A 26,753-nucleotide genomic window follows, 5' to 3' on the forward strand; every position below is an offset into this window, starting at 1 on the left:
TGGTTCTCTCTTCTCTGCGGCATATGGCCGAAGATGGCTAGGAAAAAGTGTTGAAAGGTTTTTGTGAAGACTCCATCATAATCAATTTTTGTGACAATTTATGGAATAAACAAGATTTAAGTGTCGAAATGACACGGTTATTGGTTATACGTTAAGTAACCTATGGTTATTTTCGAAGAAAACATAGTCAGAAAGCAGGAATGCTTGTTTATGTGAATAATATCATATCTTTTTGTACTCCCGGTTACAATATACCGGCTCCGCAGCGACGGAATATGAGAGCAGCGCAAGTGTCGCTTTTGCTTTAACCCCTCTAATTTTTGCTGATTGCTTTCTGCGAAAACTAACGTCTCGCAGGGGATAGAATGTTACCGATTTTTAATTGAAATAATTGTGTAGAAAAGACACAGAGAGTAGCCGAGACGACACCCGAAATGCCATTTATATAAGGATCAAGATTTTTCAATGTTTAACTATTTTTTAACTATTTACTATCTATACTCTACTTATGGGGATTTCTAAACCTGAAAGAGACCGGGGCCTAAGCCGGTACTTTTTTTCCCTTTTTCTGACATTCATCGTCACGGCCGCTGCATTTGCTCAGGATGTTACGGTAAAGGGAAAAGTCAATGATGAGCAGTCGCAGGGGCTTCCCGGCGTTAGCGTTGTGGTGAAAGGTACATCTACGGGTACCGTCACGGATTTGGAGGGGAATTACACGGTTAATGCGCCTGGAACGAGTACATTGGTGTTTTCATTTATTGGTTACATTACCCAGGAAATTCCTTTGGGTAACAAAACCAGCCTGGATGTGAAATTGCTTACCGACACGAAGGCTTTGGAAGAAGTTGTGGTTGTAGGTTATGGTACAGCGAAAAAAGCAACATTAACAGGTTCGGTTACAGCGGTTAAAGGTGGCGAGCTTGCAAAAGCGCCCGCAACCAACCTTTCCAACACTTTGAGCGGACGGTTACCTGGTGTTTCGGCTGTGCAAGGCAGTGGGGAGCCGGGATACGATGGTTCTGCCATCCGTATTCGTGGAACCAACTCGCTGGGTAACAGTAATGCATTGATCGTTGTGGATGGTGTTCCTAACCGGAGTGGTGGTTTGGACCGTTTGAATCCTGCTGACATTGAAAGCGTATCCGTATTGAAAGATGCGGCTGCTGCGATCTATGGTTCACGTGCGGGTAATGGAGTTATTTTGATTACCACAAAACGTGGTAAAACCGGAAAACCTCAGTTGTCGTATGACTTCAACATGGGTATGGCTCAGCCGACCCGTACGCCAACGATGTCAAATGCAACACAATACGCTACAATCCGTAACGAATTGCAGATTTATGACAACCTTGCAGTTGGTGAATGGGATGGTGCGCTTCAAGGTTTCAACACCAACGGCGCTTACACAAGAAAAGACAACGGAAACGTTTTGAATGCGGTTTTCACACCAGATGACATTCAGAAATTTACCGATGGATCGGATCCTTTGATCCACCCCAATACAGACTGGTATGACAGCGTGATCCGTAACTGGTCGCCGCAGCAACGTCATAATTTGCAGTTAACTGGTGGTAGCGAGAACATTAAATATCTTGCATCGCTTGGACACATTAACCAGGAAGGTAACTATGTGAATTCTGCAACGGGTTACAAACAATATGATATGCGTATCAATCTCGATACAAAAATCAACAAGTATGTAAGTGCAAACCTGGGCTTGACGCTTCGTGAAGAGTTCCGTCGCTTTCCAAATGGTGGTGGCGCAGGAGATATTTTCCGTATGTTAATGCGTGGAAAACCAACTGAAATTGCGATCTGGCCTGACGGACGACCTGGTCCTGATATCGAAAATGGTCAGAACCCGGCGGTTATCACAACAAATACAACGGGTTATAACCACGATAAACGCGACTACATTCAAACAAATGGATCCATTGAAATCCTTATTCCGGGTGTAGAAGGTTTGAAAGTAAATGCAATGGCTGCGATCGATAAGCAGATCCGTCGTCAGAAATCTTTCCAGAAACCATGGACGCTTTATTTTTGGGATAAAAAAACCTACGAAGCGGATGGAACTTCTCCATTCCTTACAGGAACTGTTCGCTCTACATTCAGTGATCCACGTTTGACTGAAACTTCTTCTCAGGAATTATCTATTCAGTTGACAGGCCAGGTTTCTTACGAGAAATCGGTTGGCTCACACAATTTCAATGTGATGGCTGGTATTCAGCGTGAAAAAGTAGATGCGGATGGATTTTTTGCTTACCGTCGCTACTTTATCTCACCAGTTGTAGATCAGCTTTTTGCGGGTGGAACGCCAGAGCAAAACATTGGTAACTCAGGAACTGCAACGGTTAATGGTCAGACGATCAATAACACAGATCTGTTCAGCAGAGCCCGTTTGAGCTATTTTGGTAGAGCAGGGTATAACTTCAAGGAAAAATATCTTGCTGAGTTCCTGTGGCGTGTAGATGGTTCTTATGTATTCCCGCAAGATGGCCGTTTCGGTTTCTTCCCTGGGGTTTCAGCGGGTTGGAGAATTTCAGAAGAAGATTTCTGGAAAGGCAATATCAATTTCATGAACAATGTTAAAATTCGCGGTTCGTGGGGTCAAATGGGTGCTGAGCCTTACTTGCTCGGAACAGAAACACTTGCTGAATACCAATATTTGTCTACTATGGGTTTTGGCTCTTACGTGATCAACGACCAGGTTGCTAAAACACTTCTTGAATCGCGCGTTGCCAACAAGGCGTTTACCTGGGAGGTTGCGAATAACATGAACTTCGGTATCGAGGGTACATTGTTCCGTGATAAAGTGGCTTTCGAATTTGATTATTTTGTAAACAATCGCTCGAATATCCTGATCCCAAAAACTGGCTCAACGCCTTCAAGTGCCGGTATTGATGGAAAACTTCCTCCTCAAAACCTAGGTAAACTGCAAAATAAGGGATGGGAATTTAAAGTGAGTTACGATGGCAGCGCAGACAATTTCACTTACTCAGTGAGCGTGAATGGTGGTTATGCCAAAAACCAGATCAAATACTGGGATGAAACACCGGGTGCGCCTGCTTACCAGCAGACTACCGGAATGCCATATAATTCATTCCTGGCTTACCAATACGACGGTGTGTTCCGCGATCAGGGAGAAGTTGACTCCAATCCATTGGATTACAGCGGTATCACTGGTTCAATCCGTCCGGGTGACATGAAGTTCAAAGACGTGAACAATGATGGAAGAATTACTGCCGATGACAAAGTGAGATCCGAAAAAACAAACCGTCCGCAATTTACAGGCGGTGCAGCGATCAACCTGGGTTACAAAGCATTTGACCTTTCAATCCTGTTCCAGGGAGCATTGGGCGGGTTGCAATATATCGGACAAACTGAATCCGGTGACATTGGTAACTACCTGCAATATGCTTACGATAACCGTTGGACTATCGACAATCCAAGTTCAACAGAGCCAAGGCTTGCAAACAGAAATAACACTTATTATACCAATTTTGATAATGCTGGTGCCAACACTTACTTCTTGAGAAGCAACAATTATTTGCGTCTTAAAAACATCGAGCTTGGCTACAACCTGCCTTCTGAAATAGGAAGCAAAATCGGTTTGGGTAATTTGAGGGTGTATGTAAATGGACTTAACCTGTTCACATTCGATAAGATCAAAATCTGGGATCCGGAATCGACCAGCTCAAACGGACAATACTATCCGCAGTCGCGAGTACTTAATGCAGGTGTACGTGTAACTTTTTAAGAATTAGAAATGAAACTGAATTATAAACATTGGATATTTTTAGCAGCACTGGGCCCGATCGGGCTGGTGTCTTGCGACACGGAATTTTTGGACGTAACGCCTCCAACTGAAATTCCGTCAGAAGAAGTTTGGAAAGAAGGTCCTTTGGCCGAAGGCTTTGTGACGGGAATTTACGCTGGTCTTCAGCAAGGCGGTTTCAGTGAGCAAATGCTTGCTTCCCTTACAGATGAAGCAGTATTTACCCATACAGGCCGGAACATTAATACGGTGAATGAAGGAAGTTTAAGTCCTTCCAACCTAGGCTGGGTAGATGATACTTACGGCTGGGGACCCATGTATACGCGGATCCGGGCAACCAACCTGGCTATTGCGAATCTTAAGACGGCAACTTTCACCGACGAAACTTTGAAAGCGCGTCTGATGGGGGAATCTTACTTTTTGCGCGGTTATTACTATCAGCAACTTGTTCGGTACTACGGTTCTGCCCCGATTATCACGAAGGTTTATAACCTGAATGAAGATTACTCCGTGCCTCGTAACACTTACGAGGAATGCGTGACCCGTATCGTAACTGACCTTGACAGCGCTGCGCTATTGTTAAAAGGCAAAACACTTGTGAAAGGCCGTGCGACTGAAGCCGCTGCATTGGCTTTGAAATCGAGGGTGTTGCTATATGCTGCCAGCGATCTGCATGATATACCAACTGCGAAAGCCAAATCGGCTGTGATTGCTGCGTACCCTAATCCGGAATTCCTGGGTTATGTTTCCGGTGACAGAAAAGCGCGCTGGACTGCTGCACAAGCTGCTGCAAAAGCTGCACTGACCGCAACGGATGGTGGTTATAAGCTTAACCTGACTGCTCCGGTAACTGCCGCGCAAGGAAAGACTAATTACATTTCAATTGCAATGGGCGGAGCCAGTGGTGATAAAACCCTAGATGCTTCGGCTGCGAATGAGATCATTTTCGGACGATTTTTTACGCCTAGCCTTAGCGAAGGCGCCCGTCAGATGGGATTGAACAACGGGCCTAACGGTTATCACAACTGGGCCGGAAACACGCCGATCGGTCTTTTGGTGGATGATTATGAATTGATGGACGGAACCCGTTTCTCTTGGACCAATCCTACGCACAAAGCGGCACCGTACACGAACCGCGATCCACGTTTTTACGCCACCGTAATGTATGACGGTGCAAACTGGAAGCCACGTCCTTCGGATGCAAAAGATCCTGCAAATCAGATCCAGACAGGCGCTTATGACCTTTTGGATGACAAAGGAGCATTGATCAACCGCAAGGGATTGGATACACGCAGCAGCTCAATTGAAGACTGGAATGGTAGCCGCACAGGTTATTATATGCGTAAATTCATTGATCCAAACCCTGCATTGTACGACAATACAGACCGTCAGGACATTCCCTGGCCGTTCCTTCGCACAACCGAAGTTGTGTTCAACTATGTTGAAGCGAGCATTGAGGTTGGTCAGGAAGCAGAAGCATTGTTATGGCTGAACAGGATTCGTTTCCGTGCGGGTATGCCTGCATTGAAAGTGACTGGCGCGGCTTTGAAAGAAGCTTACCGCCACGAAAAACGCATTGAAATGGCTTACGAAGAACAACGTTACCATGATGCACGTCGCTGGATGATCGCCAAAGAAACATTGGGCCGTCCATTGGAGTATATCAATGTGTTGGGCAAATTCAAGGCTGGTAAGTCTATGAGAGAGCCATATCATTACGATACAGACATTTATACTTACACCTATACGCCGGTTGTCGAGAAATCGCACGAAAACCGGACGTGGGTTGATAAGATGTATTTCCGTCCTTTCAGCCGTGACGAGATCAACCGTAACGCGAAACTGGTTCAAAACCCGGGTTACGATAAGTAACTGTTTGAGAATGCAATGTAGAAGCCACGTTCCGTTTGGAACGTGGCTTCGTCTTTTTTACGGCAGGCATAATTTTAGCTTAATGACAGAGACTCCGACCCAGGCGTCAGTTGGCTATTGACTATCATGAAAAAAAGACAGATGTTTTTCGAAATGGGACTTTTACTTATCTCGATTCTATACGGATTTGGCGTGATCGGTTCCATGTATCGTGGCGGAGGCATAAGCAAGGCAAATATTGTGAAAAAGGCAACTGTGGTCGAGCTCGAAAAGCGCGTGCAGCTGCGGCCGGAGGATCTGCCAGAAAAAGTGAGAAATGCATTGAACAGCAAATCCTATGCAGGATGGACAATTTCAGATGCATACCTGGTCATAGCGGACGACGGCGGTGAGTATTATGAACTGGTTGTTCGCAAGGCCGATGAGCAATCGCGCATGAAGGTTAACAAGAATGGTCAGGTGCTTAATTGATGTGGTCTTGAAGACTAATCCCACAAAACGTGGATTTCGTTCAGCACAATCACACCATTCGAAATTCGTATAAGTAACTGATTATTAGTAATTTAGATATTTTGGCATAATGATGTTAGTTAATCATGCAACAGTGCGAATGCACAGAATCGCAAAATAAAACAAGTTCAAAAGAACCTACATTATGAAAAAGCTAATAGTATCGGCATTTGCCTTAGGACTTATCTCTTTCGCTTCTGTTCAGGCCACGGCGCAGACAGCAGAGTCGGCTCAAACGGAAACGAAGCAAGAGACGACTACAAAGACCACTACGACTACCAAAGAAGATAAAGTGGCAGTAAAACCGGAAGATCTTCCAGAGGGGATTAAAAAAACGATCAAAGGTGAGGAGTTTTCAGGTTGGACAGTGAAGAAGGCCTTTTTGATAAAAGAAGGCGACAAGACTCCATATTACGAATTGCAAGTAGCCAAAGGCGGTGAAAGTGCCAGGGTGAAATTAGATAAAGACGGAAATAATGTGGGATAGAGTATAGTTTTTTCCACAATTTTAAAAAACAGCCGGGAAAGTTTCCGGCTGTTTTGTTTTGTATAAGAAACGGTTATCCTTTCAATAATCCCTGATCCTGCCTTTCGCTATTTTACATTGGCCGTAGAATAAATGATGATCTGCCTATCCGGATCAGCGATGTTTCTTTGCTTCTACACTTAAATCAAAGCACATCCAAATGGCTAATTTAAAAACACTACTCGACCAATGGTCGGTAAAAGACCTGGAAGACAATTCATCCATTAACGTTGTCGTGGAAAGCTGCACCGAGCTCGGCAATAGCGGCGTGCCGGGACTTCAGATCACGAGCATGGGAAGCATCGTTACATATGAGCCCAACGTTGTGGAACAATGGGCATACAAAGCCGGAAAGCAGAATGCGGAAGAATATTTCCTGGAAGACAAGTCCTGGACCTTTCACGAAGACCAGTATATCAAACATTATCTCGTATTGGGAAGTCCTTTGAAAGCGCGCGTCATAGTAAAAACGCGCAGCTCGAAACCCATTACCAAGGACTATGATCTTCCGTTTGCGGTTTAAAACAGTTCTATAATTTTTTCAACTTTTGTTACAACCTTTTTCAGACCAGGTGTTTCTTTTATTTGTATTTAAAAAGCACTATTAGCATGAAACGAACAATCTTATTTGCACTGATCTGGGTAGCCGCAATGGCCTGTGACCAGAAACAGGATGCAACACCACAACCTGAACTGAAAGCAACCAGCGTGCCTTATCGCCAGCAAACTACAATCGCGGCATCGGGTGCTGACCTTAAAGTTGACCTCCGCGAAGTAAACGACAGCCGCTGCCCAAAAGATGTGGTTTGCATTCAAATGGGAAGTGCAAAAATCAAATTCAATGTATCCGATTCAAAAAATACAACAGAAGTGGAAGTTGAGTTCAAAGGCGATAGCAAAGCAGATTTCCAGACATTCACATTAAGCGGTCAGAATTATGTGTTGAAAGTGAGTGAATTGCAACCTTACCCGATTAGCACGCAAACACCTAAAATCGAGGATTATAAGGTAAATGTTACAATTGAGAAAAAATAGTTGATTAAGTTTTGGTGTGAAAATGATGAAGGAGCCTGGCCGCTGGTCGGGCTCCTTTTTTTGATGCCGGGCGTAGTTTTGGGATTGTTGCGTAAATTGGGGCAAGAAAATTTCCAGAATCCTACCCAATAAATATGGAACATTTTATTTCCCGTCGTGATATTATCAAAAGTATGGGTGTCTCCGGCTGTGCAATGCTGCTGAACCCATTGTTGTCCCATGCAAAAACCAATCAGAAAATGATGTTACAAAGGGCCATTCCGGCAAGTGGAGAAAAAATCCCGGTTATAGGGCTTGGTTCCTGGCAACAATTTGACGTAGGCCAGACTGCGGCGGAAAGGACTCCATTAAAAGAAGTTTTGAAAAAAATGGAGGAGTTGGGCGGCAAGCTCATTGACGCCTCGCCCATGTATGGCAGGTCGGAAGAAGTGATTGGAGAACTGACAACAGAACTGAAAAACAATGACCGGTTTTTCTTCGCGACGAAAGTCTGGACAACAGGAAAGCAGGAGGGGATTGATCAGATGAATGATTCATTCAAAAAAATGGGCCGTAAAAAGATGGATCTGATGCAAGTCCACAATTTGCAGGATTGGCAAACCCACCTTAAAACATTAAAAGACTGGAAAGCGCAGGGTAAAGTAAAATACATTGGTGTCACACATTACACAGATTCCGCACATTCGCGCCTGGAACAGATTGTGAAATCAAAAGAAATTGATTTTGTTCAGTTCAACTATTCGATCCGGTCACGCAATGCAGATAAGAGTTTGCTGAATGCGGCGAAAGACAGTGGCGTGGCGGTGATCATCAACGAGCCGTTTGAGCAGGGCGCATTATTCAGAGCTGTGAAAGGCAAGGAACTTCCGGCTTTTGCAGCCGACTATGGCATTAGCAGTTGGGCCCAGTATTTTTTGAAATACATTATAAGCCACGAAGCTGTCACTTGCGCCATTCCGGGAACATCGGATGTAAAACATTTGGTCGATAATCTGGGCGCTGGCCTGGGCAAACTTCCGGATGCAGCCGGGCGCAAAAAAATGGTTGAATGGATAGACAAAATTTAGAAACCTTGTGACAAGCAATCGTCATAAGGTTTCTAAACGAATTGTCAGCCTTAAACCGCAACCTGGTTCTTGTCATCTTCGGCAATTTGAAGCACTTTATCCATCGTGATCGGCAAATTTCGCACGCGTACGCCCGTTGCGTGAAAAACAGCATTGGCAATAGCACCCGCCACACCAATTATCCCGATCTCACCGACGCCTTTCACGCCCAACGGGTTCACGATATCATCTTTTTCCTCCACAAAAATCACCTCAATATCATTAATATCCTTATTCACAGGCACATGATATTCGGATAAATTGTGGTTCATGAACCGTCCATATTGATGGTCCATTTTGCTTTCTTCTTTCAACGCTTTACTGATTCCCCACACAACTCCACCTAAAATCTGACTTCTGGCTGTTTTTGGGTTCAAAATCTTCCCTGCCGCCACCGCGCAGACCACGCGCGTCACACGCACAATACCCAGATCTTCATCCACTTTTACCTCCGCGAAAACTGCCGCGTGGGAATTGAATGTGTATTTCATTTTATTGAGCGGATTTGGTCCGCTGGTGGATGTTTCCTCAATACTATTCACACCCGCCAGTCGCATCAGATTGACAATTGAAATGTTTCTAGAACTGTCGTTTACATCCGAAATGTAACCCGAATCAAAAGAGAGATCGTGTTTGTCCGCACGATAAAATGGTGAACCTTCGGTTTTGACCGCCATTTTAGTCAGTTTCTTTTTCACATCTTCGCAAACACCTTTCACCGCAGAGCCTACCGAAGCGGCAGTCCACGAACCGCCTTCCAAGGGCGCAATGGGCATATTTGTATCACCTAATTTGAATGTGACATCATCAATCTTTAATCCCAGACTTTCTGCTGCAATCTGTGTCATAATGGTGTAAGTGCCCGTTCCAATGTCGGAGGTTCCGCTACTTATAACCAACTTTCCATCAATGGACAGCAGTGCTTTTGCCCTGGACGGCATCTGAAAGGCATCCCAGGCAGCCGTAGCAACGCCCCACCCAATGAGCTGATTGCCTTCCCGCATGGATCGGGGTTCAACATTCCGTTTGGTCCAGCCAAATTTTTCCGCACCTTCGCGATAGCATGCAATCAGTTCTTTACTCGAAAACGGCTTGCCTTCCGTTTGATCCTCATCCGCATAATTCTTCAATCTGAAAATCAGCGGATCCATTTTTAGCTCATAAGCCAGCTCGTCCATCGCACTTTCCATCGCATGCGCACCCGTAACGGCCCCCGGCGCACGCATATCCACAGGTGTGTACATATCCAGGCCTACAAGGTCATATTTCAGTTTTACATGATCACAATTATACATGGTCCCGGACCAGTTAACGATGATTTCGGTATAATTTTCAAAACGCGAAGTCTCAGAGAACGCCTCATGTTTAATGGATTCCAATGTGCCGTCCGCAGAAGCACTCAGCGCAACGTTCTGCGTGGTAACAGGCCTGTGCCCGAAGGTGAACATCTGCTGCCTGGTTAATCCCACCTTTACGGGCCTTTTCAATTCCAAGGCTGCGAGTACAGCCATAAAAAGTTGATATTGAGGTCTTAATCCCGAACCGAAAGCGCCGCCAACATACGGAGAAATGATCCGCACATCCTTGTAGGCAAGTCCAAACACGTTACCAATGTAAAACTGGCAATTGGAAACACCCTGCGTTTTATCATAAACTGTGAGCTTTCCGTTCTCCCAGATGGCCGTTGTAGAAAACAGCTCCATGGGGTTGTGATGCTCCGCGCCGTGCTGGTAGGAGCTGGACATTTTGAATTCCGCCTGCTCGTAGGCATCTTCCGCATCACCACGCGACTTTGGCTGCACAAAACCGATTTTACCCGAAGGTGCTTTATATGATTTACCTAAGTTTTTAATCAGATCCGTTGTGAAAGCTTCTTCCTGATATGCAATTTCAATGAGCGAGGACGCATATCTGGCCAGTTCAAAAGTTTCGGCTATGACCAACGCAACCGGCTGGCCGCTGTAAACGATCTTGTCATCATGCAAAGGCCGGAATGGCGAACCCGTTGGCGCATCCATATCCTTGTATTTAATGCTAAACCAAGGCAAACCCGACACATTTTCATGCGTAAACACCTGCAAAACGCCTTTCTGCGCCATGGCTTGCGATGTGTCAATGCTTATCATCTTACCTTTTGCAATGCTGCTCGACACAATGTAGCCGTAAAGCGTGCCCTCGACTTTGAAATCAGCGGAGTATTTCGCAGTCCCGGTAACCTTAGCCAATCCATCCACCCGGCTAACGGGCTTCCCTATATATTGCGTTTTCATAAATTTTCACCTGATTTAAGCGCCTCATTCAAAGCACGGACAATGGCTCTTTTAGCCAACTCAATTTTAAAAGTGTTACCACCAAACCCGATCGCGCCGGCCAGCATTGTTTCGGCCAGTTCCCGGAAATTTTCAGTTGAAGCAGCCTTCCCAATGTAACTTTCCTCCACGTCCCGGCGGCGCCATGGCTTATGCGCCACACCGCCCATGGCAACCCGGATGTCTTTGATCACATCACCTTCCAGTTCCAATGCGGCAGCAACCGAAACCAATGCAAACGCATAAGACTGACGGTCGCGGACTTTCAGGTAGAAAACATTTTTGGTAAAATTACTCGGCGGAAGATCAATAGAAGTGACGAGTTCTCCCGGGTTGATGTTGTTATCCAAATGAGGCGTATTCTCCGGCAAACGGTGAAAATCGGCAAATTCCAGCGTTCTGTTACCGTTGGGGCCGGTGACATTTACCTTCGCATCCAATGCTGCGAGCGCAACGCACATATCCGACGGGTGTGTAGCAATACAATGTTCACTTGTTCCTAAAATGGCGTGAATGCGGTTAATCCCGTTTATCGCGGAACATCCTGACCCGGGCTCGCGCTTGTTGCAGGCAGTGGCGGTGTCGTAAAAATAATAGCAGCGCGTGCGTTGGAACAGGTTTCCACCATTGGTCGCCATATTGCGCAATTGTGGAGATGCGCCTGCAAGAATAGCTTTTGCGAGAAGCGGATAGCGTTGCTCAACCAGCTCGTTCCAGGCCGTGTCTGCATTGGTCGCCAGTGCGCCGAGGGTCAGTCCGCCTTCTTCATTTTCTGTAATATCCGCCAGATCCAGCCGGTTAATGTCCGTCAAATGATCCGGTTTCATCACATTCTCCTTCATCAGATCCAGCAAATTGGTGCCGCCGGCAATGAATCTGGCATCTTCATGCTCCTGAATGTCCGCCACAGCTTCTGCGACGTCATAGGCTTTGTTGTATGAAAAACTGTTCATGCCATTTTAGATTTAACTTCCATAATGGCTGCATTGATGTTGTTATAGGCACCGCAACGGCATATGTTGCCGCTCATCAGTTCCTGAACATCTTCCAGGGAATGTGCCCGGCCCTCGTTGATCATGCCCACAGCGGAGCAAATCTGTCCCGGCGTACAATAGCCGCACTGAAATGCATCGTGTTCTATAAATGCATCTTGCAAAGGATGATTTACAGCCCCGTCCGAAAGACCTTCGATGGTAGTAATAGCCTCGCCGTCTTTCATCACTGCGAGGGTGAGGCAGGAATTAATCCGTTTGCCGTTAATGAGCACGGTGCATGCGCCGCATTGGCCGTGGTCGCATCCTTTTTTTGTTCCGGTCAATCCTGCATATTCCCTGATCGCGTCAAGCAGGCTTACCCAGGGTTGTAATTTAAGTTTGAAAGACTGTCCGTTGATCGTCAGGTTTACCCATTTAAATTCAGGTAATTCCCGCTTTTTAGCGACAGGTTCTTGCAAAACTGCTGTTTCAGTTCTCATATTCTCGAATGGTGAATAGTTGTTGATTTTATATTGAACTATAAAAACTATTCCCTTTCCGAAAGAACCTTATGGAAATACGTCGAATGTGAATTATGGGATACGCTGTCCTGTGGGTATGATGTAGGCAATGGGCAGGCCAACGGCTAGTATTACAATGGCTATCCCTAGTAAAGCGGCATCCCAGGATGCGGCCGGCATTCCCGAAAATGCGATCGGCAGTACGATCCTATTCATTACCACCCAGATAAAAATACCGTAAATGATCCCGCTCAGTAGTTTGTGTTTGCCGGGAAATGCAGTGTATTGGTATATCAAAAAATACAAAAGCGCAAATGCCAGTGCGATCAGGAAATGAAACAGCAGGCCGTATACGGCCATCATATTTCCACCTTCATAAGCCCCTTTACCGAACACACCACTCGCTATGGACAGGAGTATCTGGACGGGTGTTGTTTTATCCATAATGATCGCGTACACGACAACTGCGGCCATGATGTCAAGTGAACCAGCTACAAAAGCAGCCCACACGACGGTCCTGAAACCGGACCCGGCAAATTTGGATGTTTTCATGACGGCAGGATTGGAGGTTGAAATATACGAAATTGAAATTAATAACGCTATCTACATACGCAGCATTACCAAATACCAAAAAAGGGGTGATTTACTTGACGATAGGGTAGTAATGCATTTTTGAGTCCTTTGAAATAAACCGCAGCCAAAACAGGTCCCTGATTGCTATGCTAAAAAAAGACAGTGAAAATATATCCCGACGCGATTTTATAAACCGGGCCGGCGTCATGGCTGTGGCAGGTGCCCTGGCCCCGGAACTTACAAGTGCATCCATGCAATTTCCCAGACCCATGAAAACGATAAGGATCAAAAATGTTGATTCCAATTTTGAAAGAGAACCTTTGAATCCATACCGGTTCAAAGGAAGCGCCATTACCGACAGTTGGCAGGCCATTGCAATGCTTGAATCCGAATCGGGCGTTAAAAAGATCGGGATTGGTACGCAGGGCGTGTTATGGTCTGATTCAAAGGTTTTTGCAGGACACTCTGAAAGCGCCGGGAATGCCTTAATGTATGCCATGAGCGAGCGGGCTTTGCAAATGGTAAAGGGCACAACATTCTCAGATCCTGTGAAATTGCTCGATGATATATTGCCGGAGGTTTTGGCCTATGGAAAAAAGATAACAGGGAATCCGGACTTGCGCAAGACATTTGCACTCAATGCGTTGGTGTGTGTTGATAACGCTGCCTGGCTTTTATATGCCCAGGAAAACAACATTGATCAATTTGATAAGCTGATCCCTGCGGCCTACAAACCGGGCCTTTCCTATAAACATGAAAAAGTCGCCAGCATTCCGTCATTCAGCGTTGGAACTTCGGCGGAGCGGATCAAGCAAGCCGCGGATGAAGGTTATTTTATCATGAAATTGAAGACCGGGTCGGCAGGAACACAGCAGGAAATGATCGAAAAGGACATTGCTTTCCTAAGCGCCGTGCATAAGGCAATTGGACATTACGAAACGCCTTACACGCAAAACGGCAAGATCCCTTATTATTTTGATGCAAACGGGCGATATGAGAAGAAGGAAACCTTGCTGCGTTTTCTGGACCATGCCAAAAAAATAGGCGCGTTTGATCAGATTGCGGTGATTGAGGAGCCATTCGAAGAAAGTAATGAAGCTTTTGTGGGCGATTTGGGCGTTCGGGTTGCTGCGGACGAAAGCGCGCACACCGTGGAGGATGCCGCGCACCGCATCGAGCTGGGTTATAGCGCAATTGCAGTCAAGGCGATTGCTAAAACGCTGAGTATGACGATGAAAATAACGCAACTTGCCTACGAGAAGAAAGTGCCATGCTTCTGCGCAGACCTGACCGTTAATCCGATCCTCGTTGACTGGAATAAAAATGTGGCGGCACGTTTACAACCATTTCCGGGTATGACCGTCGGCTTACAGGAAACGAATGGCCATCAGTATTATAAAAACTGGGAAAAGCTGATGACTTTTCATCCCAAAAAAGAAGGTTCCTGGGTTCGCACACAGAAAGGCGTTTACCTTACTGACGCATCATTTTACGCAGAAAGCGGAGGCATTCTTACACCGTCCAAACACTACGAAGAAATGTTTGAGACAACACATTAATGTTAAAGTGTAATGATGCGTTGCGCTGCGTGGACGCCTTTTGTAAGTTCCAAAATTCGGCTTCCGAGCTTGTAAGAAAAGCCGTTTTGGCCGTTTCCGCAAGTTTCCGATGCGCTGTAAGCGACGAGCTTGTGGGCCATTTCATCGTACATATATTTGCAGTGGACCGCTTTTTCAATTTTCACCACATTGTCCGGGAGTGAACTGCCCGGTAACGGGCTGTTGCGCTGCAAAATAACACCGCAACAAATGGCCGTAACGGTGCCGGCGGCAAGCGCGGAACCTATGATAAGGGAAGCAATTTTTAATGTCATGGCTATAAGATTGAGTAACTGGTAACTGACTTTCTGACAAATTAGCGCCGCAAATGGTTGAAATAAGAATGAAATTCTCTAATCTGTGCTATTGGCTATCCGGATTGTTATTTCCTGTGTCTGAATTGTAATCACTGGTTACCCGATCCTGGCCACTTGTTAAGATAAATGTAATTCCTGTTACCTTAATCGCTTGCCGCTTAGGAGGGTTGGATTGCTCAGGTAAGCTATCGCTCATTAGCTGATCACTTCAAGCAATTTCTTAACCATGATTTCAGTGGGATGCGATCCGATTTTGACGGATTTACCAGTTTTCGTATTGGTAACCGTAAGATCCGCATTCGTGAACAGCTTATAAGACAGCTTGGCTGCTTTGTAAATCGTCATCACAGCCGCGGCAATGATGACGATCGAAGATAAAAGATTTAGAGCATCCATATTGCTTGTGGTTCGTGTGTATAATTATTGAACCCCCAAATCTAAAAAATGTTTTTTTGTCCAATTCATGTGCAAACGTTTATTATCAGAAAATCGAATAAGCGTTCCTTATATTTCAACCAAAAAAATATTCCCCCCTATCTGTAACGAAATCCGGGTGTGGTCGTCTTTGTATTTGAAATGGATTTACAAGCCTTCAACCAACGCATTCTTCCCGTGCAGGGACGCCTTTTCCGACTGGCGCAAATGTTTCTTCGCAACCGCGAGGAGGCGGAAGACGCCATTCAGGATGTGTTGCTGAGGTTGTGGACGAACAGGCAGCAGCTGGAAACTTACCACAGCATTGAAGCATTGGCTGTGCAAATGACCAAAAACCTCTGCCTGGACCGCTTGAAATCGCATCAAAAACGGAAAATGCAGAACGATGCGGACGTCGGCAGCGTGCAGGCAACCGAGCTGTCGCCGCACCGGCAGCTGGAAAATAGCGACAGCGCTGCACTCATGCACAAGCTAATTGGCGAGTTGCCGGAACAACACAAACTGGTACTGCATCTGCGTGACGTCGAGGAGTATTCATTTGAGGAGATAGAGCAGGTTACGGGGTTGAGCAATGCCAACATTCGCACGGTGCTGTCAAGGGCCAGGCAGAAGCTCCGGGAAAATTATCTTAAAGCAAACAACTATGAATCAGGATATTGAAAAATTACTGGAAAAATATTACGAAGGCGAAACGACCATCGAAGAGGAAAAAGAGCTCAAACGTTTTTTTCAACAAGAGCATGTGCCGGCACATTTGACGAGTCACGCAGCACAGTTTGGTTACTTTACCGAAGCCAGAAATGAATATCCTTCCTTAACATTCGGTAACGAACTTTCGGCGTTGCTTGACCCGCCCAAGCAAACTCCGGTGCGCAGATTTGGCAGCTGGTTGTTGAACATTGCTGCCGGGCTGGCATTGCTTATCGTCGGATTTTTGGGTGGACGTGTGTTTCAGGAGCGCAGCGGGGAAGGTGACCCAATGATCGCAACGAAAGAATCTGTCTCGCAGACGGAAATGAGAAATGTGCTGGCCTTTGAAAAAATGGGCTCAACCTCTGCCAGCGAACGCATTCAGGCCATAAACCAGAGTTATGATTTGTCCGATGTGGACAAGGAAATCACGCAGCTGCTCATTAATACGCTCAACTTCGATCCTAACATTAACGTCAGGCTGGCCGCTTGTCAGGCTTTGCAACATTTTCAGGATGAGACAGATGTAGCAGAGTCGCTTGTGCAATCCCTGGCCATTCAAACTGATCCGAACATTCAGATTATGCTGATTGAGGTCTTAGTTGCGATCAAAGAAAAGCGCGCTGTGGAGCCGTTTCAGCAACTGGTCAGGAACCAGGATGTGATGGAAGTCGTGAGGCTCAAAGCCCAGCAGGGAGTAAGCGAACTGAACGCCGCCGATGTCTGAAAACACATTCTGACCTTACAAATGGCATAAAACTACATTTAATTCTATTACATATTTTAATCAAAAACCATGAAAAAAGTACTTCTAGTGAGTATGGGTTGCTTGCTGTGCCTTGCTGAATCAATGGCCCAGACGCACGAATACAAAGGCAAACTCGCCAATTCGAAAGACAAAAAAGTGACCATTGAAATGGCTGCCAGCCAGGTGAAAATCGAAGGATATGCTGGTGATGAGGTCATTATACAGGCTTCGTCGGGGTTTGAAGCGCCACCGGAACGCGCAAAAGGCTTAAAGCCCCTTTACCACACCGGCGTTGATAACACGGGAATCGGGCTATCCATTACAACCGAAGCCAATGGCCTGAAAGTGGAAAAGGTAACCCGTAAGGAGGTGAAGTATACGATCCGTTTGCCAAAACAGGTTTCAGTGTTATTTCAGGAAGTGAACTGGCAGGGCGGTTCTAAAATCGTGATCAATAACATGGATGGTGACCTGGAAATAAAAACGAACGGCGCCAACATCAATCTGTCCAATGTGACCGGCCCTGTGGTGGCGAACACGACGAGTGGCGATGTGAATGTGGTTTTTTCAGCGCTTAATCAGAGCAAACCCACCGCCATTTCATCCATCAGCGGCGAAGTGGACGTAACATTACCGGCTTCGGCGAAGTCAACGATGAAGCTGCGGTCGATTAACGGTGAGATGTATACGGACTTCGATCTGGGCACAAAAAGCAGTAAGGACGGCCTTTCAAAAGTGGGCGGCGGAAGTAACATTGAAGGCACGACGAATGGGGGAGGCGTTGAAGTACAACTTAATACGATCAGCAGCAACATTTACATTCGCAAAAAATAACCACCATTTGCAACAAGCGCCATGAAAAACAACTTACTAATACTCGTCTTAGCATTGCTTGCCGGACCATTGTCTGCGCAAAGGATCATTGAAAAGAAACTGCCCTTCAAAGAAGGCCAAACGGCAAACCTGAACCTGAAATTTGCCGACAGCATTCAGGTCAGATATTGGGATAAGCCGGAAGTGTACGTGAAGATCAGGGCGGTGATCAATAGTAATAAGCTGAATGATGCCCTGATTGTTACCGATCGTGCGACCACCGAAGAGGTGATCCTGGAAATAGCTTTCGATAATGAATTGATGAAGAAAGGAAAGGAAGAAGATTGTCCGGAAAACGGACGTAGCAGCTGGAATGATAAAGATGGGACGCACAGATATTACATGTGTAAAGAAATCAATTACCAGGTGTTTCTGCCACGCAATGCGAAGCTCAAACTCGAAACAATCGACGGAAACATCGACATAGAAGGCGCCTCTACAACAGTTTTTGCCAAAACGATCAGCGGATATGTGGATATGAGCTGGCCCAAATCAAAAGGGGTTAATGTTGCTATGAAGACCATTACCGGCGAGGTTTATTCCGATTTCGAAATTGATTTCAAAAATAAGAAACAGAAGAACCCGATCGTGGGATATCTGCTGGAAGGCACGGTCCAAGGTGGTGGCCCGGATGTGAAGTTAGAATCCATCAGCAACGATGTATATTTACGTAGTAAAGACTAGGAGGATTTCAACGTTTTTATAGAAGAAATTAGGGGCTGTACGCATTGCGTATAGCCCCTATCGCATATAGGTGGTGAGAAGACCAAAACATGTCCCCACGAAGATCACGCTACACCCTTGAAAATGGCAGGCTCACCACAAAAATATAAACGGAATAAAATGAATAAATTATAATTGCACATAGTTAGAAGACAAGGTTTTGTTGTTTCTGACTTGATTTAATCACATTATTGTTTTAATTAAAGAACACCACATGAGAACACAGAAGCAGTATTTGGAAGAGATTAACAGGCTGCTTGCAGACTATCTTCAGGAGATTGAAAACTCGGATTTGAAGCCTTTATCGGCTCAGGTTTACCAGGTGCAATCGAAGAATTTTGTAAGATGGATTAATGGCGAATTTACGCCCGGAGAAGTAAAGAAATCGAAGCGCCAGGCTCAGGAAAGAGCCCAGGGCAACTAGCAAGCAAAATTTTACGATTGCTCTTTTTGCGTTCCTCTCTTACTGAATAATGCCCGATTAAAAACGCATTGGTTGCTCACGTTCCTCTACTTAACTTTTACACGGTTTCTCAACGCCGTTTGCCTCAAAAAATTTAACGTTTGGCAGTATGGTAGCCGCTGCCGGATCAGGTCCTGCGGGAAGTGTTTGAAAATGGATGTTTTTAATATTCCAAAAAACAAAACACCTTCGCAGCAGAACTGGAAGGTGTAAGATATACTCAACGTTTATAACGTATTTCATTACGTTCAATCTTTGATGATCCTCTCACCGGATCGACACATACCTAAGTAGTTAAGAGGATAGACAAATTTACAATCTAAAACCTAGATTCATTGTAGTCGGCTATAAAATCTGTTGTAGCAATTTCTCTACATTGTTTGTGATCATTTTTAGGTAACTTTGTTTTTTTGTTTATCATCACACCAAATGAAGCAACTTTTGCCTGGAATTGTCCTTTTAATCGTCAGAGCTGCTTTTTGGATCGAAAAACGCATCATTACCAACCCCCTCCCATTTTCAAAAGTCGTTACAATCCTTGCTTTCATAAATCAGGTCCGCAAGGGTTTTCAATGTGCGATTTTATCAAAATATAATTATTCCGGGAGTAGTGTACTGATCCTTCGATGAACTTATCTTTCATAGACTGGCCTGTTCAAAAGCAGCTGACCGAGGAAAAAAATGTCCTCAACATCGCGCGCATAAAAGTTTTGTCATCGTCTCTCCATCTGAGGCTGGTAAGCAACGCATTGTTGCTAGCGCTCTATGTTGCCGAAAACCATACGTTTCAGGTTAAGCGTGTAGGGTTTCTGACGGGCGTTGTGGTGCTGTATTACTTTGCATTGCGGTTGGGGCTCAACTGGCGGAAAGCCATACATATTGCCATCCTCATTTTTGTTTTAATTATCTGGTCCAACCTGTTCTTGTACGAGGACGGCTTTCATGTTGTCACGCTTCAGTACGTTGTGATCATCAGCATTTATGGCTTCTATGGCCTCGGTAGTAAATGGGGGACGTTCTATTCCTTGTTCGCGATTTTGCCTTTCTTTATATACATGTATCTGGGACACGAGCTGGGCACCGCAATTCCCTGGGGGCCTTTGGGTGTGAGTAAAATGACCATTGCGGTACTGCTTCTGCATAATTTCTTCTTCCTTTTTTTAATCAATTATTATTTTTTCAATTCGTTTTACTCCACCATTTCTGCCCTGGATGCCCGTACAATGGAGCTGACATCCAGTCTCGCTTTCCAGGAAGAGTCGCAAAAAAAACTGGAATCGGAGTTCAAGCATCAGAAATTGCTGCTTGCCAGCATTTCACATGACATCAAAAGTCCCCTCCGGTTTTTGATGGCCACCACGGGCCGTCTGGCCAAAAGCAATCCCGATTTGCCTACAATACGGGCTATCAGTCAGTCCAGTTACCGGCTTTATCATTTTATGAAAAATCTGCTTGAGTATACACAATTCCGCTATCGGAATACACGGGTTACTTTCAACTATCTGGATGTGCATGAGCTGGTAGATCAAAAGTTTGCCATTTTCATGGCTGAGGCCGAAAGCAGCGGAAACAAATTTCTGAACACTGTTCCCCAGGGCGTTATACTTAAAAACAATGTGCAATTACTCAGCATTGTGCTGCACAATCTGATCGATAATGCCAATAAGGTAACCAGCAAGGGTCTCATTGAAGTTACGCACAAAGATTTCCGGGACGAGGTTCACCTGATTATCAAAGACACCGGACCTGGTATGGATCCTGCGATCATCAGCTGGGTAAATAGCAGTGAAAAAGTGCCGGGCGCCGAATTAGATCCGGAAAGTTTTGGAATGGGACTCGTTATTGTGAAGGAAGTTAGCGCTTTGATCAATGCGAGGCTGCTTGCAGAACCCAACGAGAAACTAGGTGTCGCTATCAGCGTAATTTTCAAAAAATGAATTTGTTGTAGTCAAAGTTCTATTTATTTTTCCTCTATATTAAATTACTTTTAGCGGAATTATAAATAACCACGACATGAAAACAATCTTATTGGTAGAAGATCATTCGATTGTCCGGATGGGAGTGAAGTTGCTGATAGAAGATTTCATGCCCTCTGTTGTTATAATTGAAGTTGGGACATTCAATGAAACGCTTAAAATGGTACATTCCAGGCATTTCGACCTGGTTATTTTAGATATCCGGATCCCTGGCGGCGAGGCATTTAATATGATTCCCAGGATCAGGTCCGTACAGGAAAAGGTAAAGATCCTGGTTTTTTCGTCGCAGGAAGAAGAGCTTTATGCATTGCATTACGTGAAGGCAGGCGCAAACGGTTTCTTGGCCAAAGATACAAGTAATGAAGAGTTGGAACGTGCAGTGACTTCGGTCCTGAGCGGCGGGACGTATATCTCCAGCCTGGTTCAGGTTCAGCTGGTTAACAACACCTTGCTCGAAAGGGAGAGACGCGAAAGCCCCCTTGAAATCCTGTCCAACCGCGAACTCGAAATCACGGATATGCTCCTGACGGGCAAATGGACTAAGGACATTGCCATCGAGCTCAACATCAAGGAAAGCACGGTCAGCACCTATAAGGCGCGCATTTTTGAAAAGCTGGAAGTGACCAATGTCCTTGAATTGTTTAAAAAGGTTGAAATCTACAAAAAACACAACAACAGCTTTCACCAGTCGTAAGCGGGCAAAAGATACGCCGCAGTGCAGCACCTTATTCAGGAATGTGTTTGCATTATAGTAAGTGTTAAATTAAGTTAAATGGTTGATTTTGAGAGGTTCGGTTAACTTTTTTTAAGAGTTGGCCCGGTCCCGGTTCAGGGCGCTTTCCATAGCTTTGAGCCTCAGGATCAACTTAACTTACCATGACACTTTTTAAAAAATGGAGCAACATTACCGGTTGGGCTGTCTTTTCCACAGCATTCATTACGTACGCGCTCACCATGGAGCGCACGGCCAGTTTTTGGGATTGCGGTGAATTTATTGCTGCCGCTTTCAAACTTCAAGTGCCCCATCCGCCGGGAGCGCCTTTTTTTCTGCTCGTCGGGCGACTTTTCTCAATGCTGGCATTCGGCGATGTTACCCGTGTTGCTTATTGGGTAAACATGGTTTCGGTCCTAAGCAGCGCATTTACCATTCTGTTTTTATTTTGGACAATCACATTGCTTGTCCGAAAGTTCTTAAATAAAACGGAACAGCAATTAGGCAAATCCGATGCGGTCCTGGTGATTTTTTCCGGTGTAACCGGCGCGCTTGCCTATGCCTGGTCTGATTCGTTCTGGTTTTCAGCGGCCGAGGCGGAGGTTTATGGCCTATCGTCGTTTTTTACGGCCATTGTGATCTGGGCTGTTTTCAAATGGGAGCAGACAACCGAGCCGGCAACTGCAAACCGCTGGCTGATCCTCATTGCATATCTGATCGGCATTTCCATAGGTGTGCATTTACTGAACCTCGTCACCATTCCGGCCCTTGCATTGGTTTATTATTTCAAAAAATTTCCAAAACCAACCATTTTAGGGAGGGCAACAGCATTCTGCTGCGGATTAGTTGTTTTGGTCATCATTAACTCCGGCATTATTCCGGGCTTGCCGGATCTGGCTGGTAAGTTTGAGATTTTCTTTGTCAATACGCTGGGACTTCCCTATAACTTTGGAATTGTCTCTTTCATCATTCTTTTTCTGGGCACGTTAAGCTGGGCGATCCGTTATGCGCATAAAAAGGAAATGGTTTTGCTCAATACAGCGCTGCTATCGCTAGTTTTCGTGCTGGTCGGCTACTCTTCCTATGTAATGGTGCTGGTGCGTTCGGAATATAACCCGCCGATCAATGAAAATAATCCCAGTGATGTGCTGCGTTTCGTATCCTATCTGAAAAGGGAACAATATGAAAGCAGGCCGCTGCTGTATGGACCGTCGTTTACTTCCAAACCCATAAGTCAGGAGCGTGGCGCGCCGGTTTATCGCAAAAAGGACGGTAAATATGTAATCATTGATTATAGGCCGGTTTACACTTATGAGCCGGGCAGCAACATTCTTTTTCCACGCATGTACAGCTCGCAGCCGGGTCATCCGCAGCTTTACCAGCAAATGACAGGTCTGGCGGAAGGGCAGAAGCCGACGATGAAACACAATCTCACCTACATGTTTGGTCACCAGATCGGGCATATGTACTGGCGTTATTTTCTGTGGAATTTTGTGGGGCGGGAAAGCGATGAGGAAGGAGCAGGGACAGTTTTGCCGTGGCAGGTTTCCAGCCAATTCCCTTCATCCATTGCCAAAAACAGAGGACATAACAACTTCTTTATGATGCCGCTTTTGCTGGGGATAGCCGGACTTTTTTGGATGTATCGGAAGCGCCGCGACGACTTGCTGGTTCTTGGATTAATGTTTGTTTTAACGGGCGTAGGGCTTGTGATCTACCTAAATTCTCCACCTGCTGAGCCGCGCGAACGGGACTACATTTATGTCGGATCGTTTTACATTTTCTGCATCTGGATCGGATTTGGCGTGATGGCCGTTGCGGGATTTTTCCAAAAAGCTATTCAAACGGCCAGACTACGCACTGCATTGGCAGTGGCAGCAGGTCTGTCTGTTCCGGTTATAATGCTGGCAAAGGGCTGGGACAACCACGATCGAAGCAACCGCTATCATTCTGTCGATTTTGCGCGAAACCTGCTCAATTCCTGCGCGCCGAATGCGATCCTTTTCACGGGAGGTGACAATGATACCTTCCCATTGTGGTATTTGCAGGAAGTGGAGGGCGTTCGTACGGATGTGCGTGTTTGCGTGCAGACATTTCTCGGCATCGACTGGTACATTGAGCAGCTCAAACGAAAGACCAACAAATCAGAAGCATTGCCCTTATCGCTGGATATGGATGATTATGCCACGGGTAAAAATGAATTCGTACCGTTTTATGAAATTCCCGCGGTAAAAAACGGCATTAACCTGAAAGAATATCTCGATTTGATCAACCAGGAAAATAAAGCGATCCAGGTTCCACTGACCAGTGGCGATATGACCTCAATTCTGCCTTCGTCCACACTCTTTTTACCCGTTGACGCCCAAAAGGTGAAATCCATGAACATTGTTAAACATGAATTGTTGCCCGCCCTGACCGACTCCATGAGCTGGAACATCGGGACCAAGGACCTTTACAAAAGCGATCTGGTCATGCTGGACATTATTGCAACCAATAACTGGAAGCGTCCCGTTTATTTTTCCTCTACAATGGGCGCCACGCATAACCTGGGTTTGCAGGAATACATGCAGCTGGAAGGCTATACTTACCGGTTGTTGCCAGTCCGCGTACAAGGGGCTTCCGATGGCTATGTCAATTCAGAGATCATGTATGACAACATGATGAAAAAGATGAAATGGCGTTCCCTGAACAACCCCGAAGTGTATCACGACGACACCTACCGCGGCTCCCCGGTCGCAACCGCGCGCATTTCATTCTTGCGGCTTGCTGGTCAGCTAATCGCCGAAAATGACTTGAAAAAGGCGAAAGAGGTGGTTAATACGGCCATGACGGTTATGCCCGATGACACCATCCCGTTCGACCAGTTTTCTGTTGGTTTTGTGGGCATGTTGTTTGACCTGGGTGAGAACAAAAAAGCACTGGATTCGGCCAGGACCATGGCATTGAGATCGGACGAAAATCTCTCCTGGATCAAGAAGAACGGCGGAGTACGGAACCGGGATGTGAATGTGGATCTTTATATGCTGCAAACGATCGTTCAGGAATGCAAGCGCGCCAAACAGGATGCCGCGGCGCAACAGTACGATGCCATTTTCAGGAAACATTTGCTCGCATTCAATATTTACAGCGGAGGTAATTAGCAGTTGGGTTTTACCAAATGAATGCCATGGAATGCAGATTCCATGGCATTGCTTTTTTACGGCTTTGATAAAATCAACAAACTCCAAACCTATGCTTGAAGACCTTTGGTATAAAAACGCTGTGATTTACAGCCTCGATCTGGAAACATTCATGGACGCCAACAATGATGGCACAGGCGATTTTGAAGGGCTTTGCAACCGGCTGGATTATTTGCATGCATTAGGGCTTGACACCATCTGGCTTGCGCCTTTTCAACCCACACCCAATCGCGACAATGGCTATGATATCAGCGATTTTTATGGCGTTGATCCGCGTCATGGTTCCAGCGGAGACTTTGTTAGCTTCATTCACAAGGCACGGAAACTGGGCATTAAAGTCATTATAGACCTTGTCGTAAACCACACCTCCGACCAGCACCGCTGGTTCATTGAGGCGCGGTCTTCAAAGGATAATCCAAAGAGAGACTGGTATGTATGGTCGGAGAAACGGCCGGCAGACTGGAACAAGGGCATGGTTTTCCCGGGCGTGCAAAAGGCCACCTGGACCAGGGATAAGGAATCAAAGGAATATTATTTCCACCGTTTCTACGAATTCCAGCCTGATCTTAACACTGATAACCCCGAGGTAAGGGAGGAAATAAACAAGATCATGGGTTACTGGCTGGAACTCGGGATTGCCGGTTTTCGGGTGGATGCAGTGCCATTTATTTTAGAATCCAGTAATTCCAAAACAGGCGGAAAGCCCAAGCTACATTTTGAATACCTGAAAGAAATGCGAAAATTCCTGCAATGGCGAAAAGGGGACGCCGTGCTGCTGGGAGAGGCTAATGTGTTACCGAATGAGAGCAAAAAGTATTTTGGCGAGGAGGGCGAAGGCATTCATTTAATGTTTAATTTTTTTGTAAACCAATATACATTCTACGCACTGGCCACTGCCGATACCCGCCCGCTTATCAAAGCGCTTGAAGCCACCCGGGATATTCCCGGAAGCAGCCAATGGGCATATTTCCTGCGAAATCACGACGAACTGGATCTCGGCAGGCTCACAGATGAAGAGCGCCAGACGGTTTTCGCAAGGTTCGGGCCGGAGAAAAGTATGCAGCTCTATGAGCGCGGAATCCGTCGCAGGCTCTCGCCTATGTTAGGCAGCCGGCAGCAAACCGAGCTGGCTTACAGCCTAATGTTCTCTTTGCCCGGAACGCCAGTGATCCGTTACGGAGATGAAATTGGCATGGGCGACAATCTGGAACTGGAAGAGCGTGATTCGGTAAGAACGCCGATGCAATGGACGCGCGAAAAACAAGGTGGATTTACAACAGGAAATGTGCCGATCCACCCCGTTGTCGACGAAGGATATTATTCTTATGAACACGTGAATGTGGAAGATCAGCGGCGCGAGCCTGGTTCCCTGCTGAATTGGATGACTTCGCTGATCCGTATGCGCAAAGAGTGTCCTGAAATCGGCTATGGAAACTGGGAAATTATGGATACCGGCCACACACAAATCCTGGGCATGCGCTACACCTGGAAAAATAAAATACTGCTCATATGGCACAATTTTGAGGAAAAATCCCTGGAATTGGTCGTGCCCGAGAAAATGGCCGGAGCATCCCGCATCGCCGATCTGATGAGTAACATTGAAAGCGTAGTTGACGAGAAAAACAGGCATACCATTACATTGGAAGCCTATGGTTATCGTTGGTTCCGTGATTATCGGAACTGCCATTAAATAGCTAATAGTGCCACACGATAACTGCAATTGAAATTTACATTAGGTTAATATTCAATTGATTATAATTGTATTTCGTAATCCTTCGTCCGCAATTGTCGTGATTTTGCGGACAAAAGGATTTCAATGTTGTACACGAAAT

The 26,753-nt window shown here is 45.8% G+C and carries 23 protein-coding genes; 17 read left to right on the plus strand and 6 right to left on the minus strand.

What is annotated here, in order from left to right:
* Positions 1–508: 508 nt before the first annotated feature.
* The 7 genes from NFI81_RS02000 to NFI81_RS02030 all read left to right on the plus strand — a co-directional run bounded on the left by NFI81_RS02000 (position 509) and on the right by NFI81_RS02030 (position 8,791).
* Complete coding sequence (locus NFI81_RS02000) at positions 509–3,763, plus strand: SusC/RagA family TonB-linked outer membrane protein (protein WP_234614552.1); 3,255 nt, start codon at positions 509–511, stop codon at positions 3,761–3,763.
* Between the two features lie 9 nt (positions 3,764–3,772).
* A complete protein-coding gene (locus NFI81_RS02005; protein WP_234614551.1) occupies positions 3,773–5,653 on the plus strand; it encodes a RagB/SusD family nutrient uptake outer membrane protein in 1,881 nt (626 codons plus the stop codon).
* A 126-nt stretch (positions 5,654–5,779) separates the two neighbouring features.
* Complete coding sequence (locus NFI81_RS02010) at positions 5,780–6,124, plus strand: hypothetical protein (protein ID WP_234614550.1); 345 nt, start codon at positions 5,780–5,782, stop codon at positions 6,122–6,124.
* 184 nt (positions 6,125–6,308) lie between these two features.
* On the plus strand, positions 6,309–6,650 hold the full coding sequence (locus tag NFI81_RS02015) for a hypothetical protein (RefSeq protein WP_234614549.1): 342 nt from the start codon (positions 6,309–6,311) through the stop codon (positions 6,648–6,650).
* A gap of 199 nt (positions 6,651–6,849) precedes the next feature.
* Positions 6,850–7,212 carry a hypothetical protein gene (locus NFI81_RS02020; protein WP_234614548.1) on the plus strand — a complete coding sequence of 121 codons (363 nt, stop codon included), beginning with the start codon at positions 6,850–6,852 and terminating at the stop codon, positions 7,210–7,212.
* Between the two features lie 86 nt (positions 7,213–7,298).
* On the plus strand, positions 7,299–7,724 hold the full coding sequence (locus NFI81_RS02025) for a hypothetical protein (RefSeq protein WP_234614547.1): 426 nt from the start codon (positions 7,299–7,301) through the stop codon (positions 7,722–7,724).
* Between the two features lie 134 nt (positions 7,725–7,858).
* Complete coding sequence (locus NFI81_RS02030) at positions 7,859–8,791, plus strand: aldo/keto reductase (protein WP_234614546.1); 933 nt, start codon at positions 7,859–7,861, stop codon at positions 8,789–8,791.
* 50 nt (positions 8,792–8,841) lie between these two features.
* Here the strand turns inward: NFI81_RS02030 and NFI81_RS02035 are convergent, their stop codons facing one another.
* The 4 genes from NFI81_RS02035 to NFI81_RS02050 form a co-directional block, all read right to left on the minus strand.
* On the minus strand, positions 8,842–11,100 hold the full coding sequence (locus NFI81_RS02035; protein WP_234614545.1) for a xanthine dehydrogenase family protein molybdopterin-binding subunit: 2,259 nt from the start codon (positions 11,098–11,100) through the stop codon (positions 8,842–8,844).
* Positions 11,097–12,092, minus strand: coding sequence for an FAD binding domain-containing protein (locus NFI81_RS02040; RefSeq protein ID WP_234614544.1), 996 nt, complete (start codon positions 12,090–12,092; stop codon positions 11,097–11,099). The genes NFI81_RS02035 and NFI81_RS02040 overlap by 4 nt, the downstream gene beginning before the upstream one ends.
* Entirely contained in the window at positions 12,089–12,613 is a 525-nt protein-coding gene (locus tag NFI81_RS02045) for a (2Fe-2S)-binding protein (protein WP_234614543.1), read from the minus strand. The genes NFI81_RS02040 and NFI81_RS02045 overlap by 4 nt, the downstream gene beginning before the upstream one ends.
* 93 nt (positions 12,614–12,706) lie before the next feature.
* On the minus strand, positions 12,707–13,186 hold the full coding sequence (locus NFI81_RS02050) for a DUF1440 domain-containing protein (protein ID WP_234614542.1): 480 nt from the start codon (positions 13,184–13,186) through the stop codon (positions 12,707–12,709).
* Positions 13,187–13,353: 167 nt separating this feature from the next.
* Here NFI81_RS02050 and NFI81_RS02055 point away from each other — a divergent pair, with 167 nt between their 5' ends.
* Positions 13,354–14,766 (plus strand): enolase C-terminal domain-like protein, encoded by a 1,413-nt coding sequence (locus tag NFI81_RS02055; protein ID WP_234614541.1) that lies wholly within the window; start codon positions 13,354–13,356, stop codon positions 14,764–14,766.
* A gap of 2 nt (positions 14,767–14,768) precedes the next feature.
* Here the strand turns inward: NFI81_RS02055 and NFI81_RS02060 are convergent, their stop codons facing one another.
* Complete coding sequence (locus NFI81_RS02060) at positions 14,769–15,080, minus strand: hypothetical protein (RefSeq protein ID WP_234614540.1); 312 nt, start codon at positions 15,078–15,080, stop codon at positions 14,769–14,771.
* Between the two features lie 237 nt (positions 15,081–15,317).
* A complete protein-coding gene (locus tag NFI81_RS02065) occupies positions 15,318–15,518 on the minus strand; it encodes a hypothetical protein (RefSeq protein WP_234614539.1) in 201 nt (66 codons plus the stop codon).
* Between the two features lie 180 nt (positions 15,519–15,698).
* Here NFI81_RS02065 and NFI81_RS02070 point away from each other — a divergent pair, with 180 nt between their 5' ends.
* The 9 genes from NFI81_RS02070 to NFI81_RS02110 all read left to right on the plus strand — a co-directional run bounded on the left by NFI81_RS02070 (position 15,699) and on the right by NFI81_RS02110 (position 26,611).
* On the plus strand, positions 15,699–16,217 hold the full coding sequence (locus tag NFI81_RS02070; protein ID WP_234614538.1) for a GFO_1088 family ECF-type sigma factor: 519 nt from the start codon (positions 15,699–15,701) through the stop codon (positions 16,215–16,217).
* Positions 16,201–16,974: a HEAT repeat domain-containing protein gene (locus tag NFI81_RS02075; RefSeq protein WP_234614537.1), complete on the plus strand. Its 774-nt coding sequence runs from the start codon at positions 16,201–16,203 to the stop codon at positions 16,972–16,974. The genes NFI81_RS02070 and NFI81_RS02075 overlap by 17 nt, the downstream gene beginning before the upstream one ends.
* 69 nt (positions 16,975–17,043) lie before the next feature.
* Entirely contained in the window at positions 17,044–17,829 is a 786-nt protein-coding gene (locus NFI81_RS02080; protein WP_234614536.1) for a DUF4097 family beta strand repeat-containing protein, read from the plus strand.
* A 21-nt stretch (positions 17,830–17,850) separates the two neighbouring features.
* Positions 17,851–18,552 carry a DUF4097 family beta strand repeat-containing protein gene (locus NFI81_RS02085; RefSeq protein WP_234614535.1) on the plus strand — a complete coding sequence of 234 codons (702 nt, stop codon included), beginning with the start codon at positions 17,851–17,853 and terminating at the stop codon, positions 18,550–18,552.
* Positions 18,553–18,805: 253 nt separating this feature from the next.
* Entirely contained in the window at positions 18,806–19,015 is a 210-nt protein-coding gene (locus NFI81_RS02090) for a hypothetical protein (RefSeq protein ID WP_234614534.1), read from the plus strand.
* A 665-nt stretch (positions 19,016–19,680) separates the two neighbouring features.
* Positions 19,681–20,991: a sensor histidine kinase gene (locus NFI81_RS02095; RefSeq protein ID WP_234614533.1), complete on the plus strand. Its 1,311-nt coding sequence runs from the start codon at positions 19,681–19,683 to the stop codon at positions 20,989–20,991.
* Between the two features lie 76 nt (positions 20,992–21,067).
* Positions 21,068–21,724 (plus strand): response regulator transcription factor, encoded by a 657-nt coding sequence (locus NFI81_RS02100; protein WP_234614532.1) that lies wholly within the window; start codon positions 21,068–21,070, stop codon positions 21,722–21,724.
* 182 nt (positions 21,725–21,906) lie between these two features.
* Positions 21,907–24,882, plus strand: a complete 2,976-nt coding sequence (locus NFI81_RS02105) for a glycosyltransferase family 117 protein (RefSeq protein ID WP_234614531.1) — start codon at positions 21,907–21,909, stop codon at positions 24,880–24,882.
* Between the two features lie 91 nt (positions 24,883–24,973).
* On the plus strand, positions 24,974–26,611 hold the full coding sequence (locus NFI81_RS02110) for an alpha-amylase family protein (protein WP_234614530.1): 1,638 nt from the start codon (positions 24,974–24,976) through the stop codon (positions 26,609–26,611).
* Positions 26,612–26,753 lie beyond the last annotated feature (142 nt).

It is taken from the genome of Dyadobacter fanqingshengii (assembly GCF_023822005.2).
GTDB classification, from domain to species: domain Bacteria; phylum Bacteroidota; class Bacteroidia; order Cytophagales; family Spirosomataceae; genus Dyadobacter; species Dyadobacter fanqingshengii.

Coding starts and splice junctions, on each gene's coding strand:
- NFI81_RS02075 (WP_234614537.1), top strand. CDS start 16,201: ATGAATCAGGATATTGAAAAATTACTGGAAAAATATTACGAAGGCGAA.
- NFI81_RS02010 (WP_234614550.1), top strand. CDS start 5,780: ATGAAAAAAAGACAGATGTTTTTCGAAATGGGACTTTTACTTATCTCG.
- NFI81_RS02025 (WP_234614547.1), top strand. CDS start 7,299: ATGAAACGAACAATCTTATTTGCACTGATCTGGGTAGCCGCAATGGCC.
- NFI81_RS02045 (WP_234614543.1), bottom strand. CDS start 12,613: ATGAGAACTGAAACAGCAGTTTTGCAAGAACCTGTCGCTAAAAAGCGG.
- NFI81_RS02095 (WP_234614533.1), top strand. CDS start 19,681: ATGAACTTATCTTTCATAGACTGGCCTGTTCAAAAGCAGCTGACCGAG.
- NFI81_RS02020 (WP_234614548.1), top strand. CDS start 6,850: ATGGCTAATTTAAAAACACTACTCGACCAATGGTCGGTAAAAGACCTG.
- NFI81_RS02065 (WP_234614539.1), bottom strand. CDS start 15,518: ATGGATGCTCTAAATCTTTTATCTTCGATCGTCATCATTGCCGCGGCT.
- NFI81_RS02000 (WP_234614552.1), top strand. CDS start 509: ATGGGGATTTCTAAACCTGAAAGAGACCGGGGCCTAAGCCGGTACTTT.
- NFI81_RS02030 (WP_234614546.1), top strand. CDS start 7,859: ATGGAACATTTTATTTCCCGTCGTGATATTATCAAAAGTATGGGTGTC.
- NFI81_RS02015 (WP_234614549.1), top strand. CDS start 6,309: ATGAAAAAGCTAATAGTATCGGCATTTGCCTTAGGACTTATCTCTTTC.
- NFI81_RS02060 (WP_234614540.1), bottom strand. CDS start 15,080: ATGACATTAAAAATTGCTTCCCTTATCATAGGTTCCGCGCTTGCCGCC.
- NFI81_RS02105 (WP_234614531.1), top strand. CDS start 21,907: ATGACACTTTTTAAAAAATGGAGCAACATTACCGGTTGGGCTGTCTTT.
- NFI81_RS02070 (WP_234614538.1), top strand. CDS start 15,699: ATGGATTTACAAGCCTTCAACCAACGCATTCTTCCCGTGCAGGGACGC.
- NFI81_RS02090 (WP_234614534.1), top strand. CDS start 18,806: ATGAGAACACAGAAGCAGTATTTGGAAGAGATTAACAGGCTGCTTGCA.
- NFI81_RS02035 (WP_234614545.1), bottom strand. CDS start 11,100: ATGAAAACGCAATATATAGGGAAGCCCGTTAGCCGGGTGGATGGATTG.
- NFI81_RS02005 (WP_234614551.1), top strand. CDS start 3,773: ATGAAACTGAATTATAAACATTGGATATTTTTAGCAGCACTGGGCCCG.
- NFI81_RS02040 (WP_234614544.1), bottom strand. CDS start 12,092: ATGAACAGTTTTTCATACAACAAAGCCTATGACGTCGCAGAAGCTGTG.
- NFI81_RS02080 (WP_234614536.1), top strand. CDS start 17,044: ATGAAAAAAGTACTTCTAGTGAGTATGGGTTGCTTGCTGTGCCTTGCT.
- NFI81_RS02050 (WP_234614542.1), bottom strand. CDS start 13,186: ATGAAAACATCCAAATTTGCCGGGTCCGGTTTCAGGACCGTCGTGTGG.
- NFI81_RS02100 (WP_234614532.1), top strand. CDS start 21,068: ATGAAAACAATCTTATTGGTAGAAGATCATTCGATTGTCCGGATGGGA.
- NFI81_RS02110 (WP_234614530.1), top strand. CDS start 24,974: ATGCTTGAAGACCTTTGGTATAAAAACGCTGTGATTTACAGCCTCGAT.
- NFI81_RS02055 (WP_234614541.1), top strand. CDS start 13,354: ATGCTAAAAAAAGACAGTGAAAATATATCCCGACGCGATTTTATAAAC.
- NFI81_RS02085 (WP_234614535.1), top strand. CDS start 17,851: ATGAAAAACAACTTACTAATACTCGTCTTAGCATTGCTTGCCGGACCA.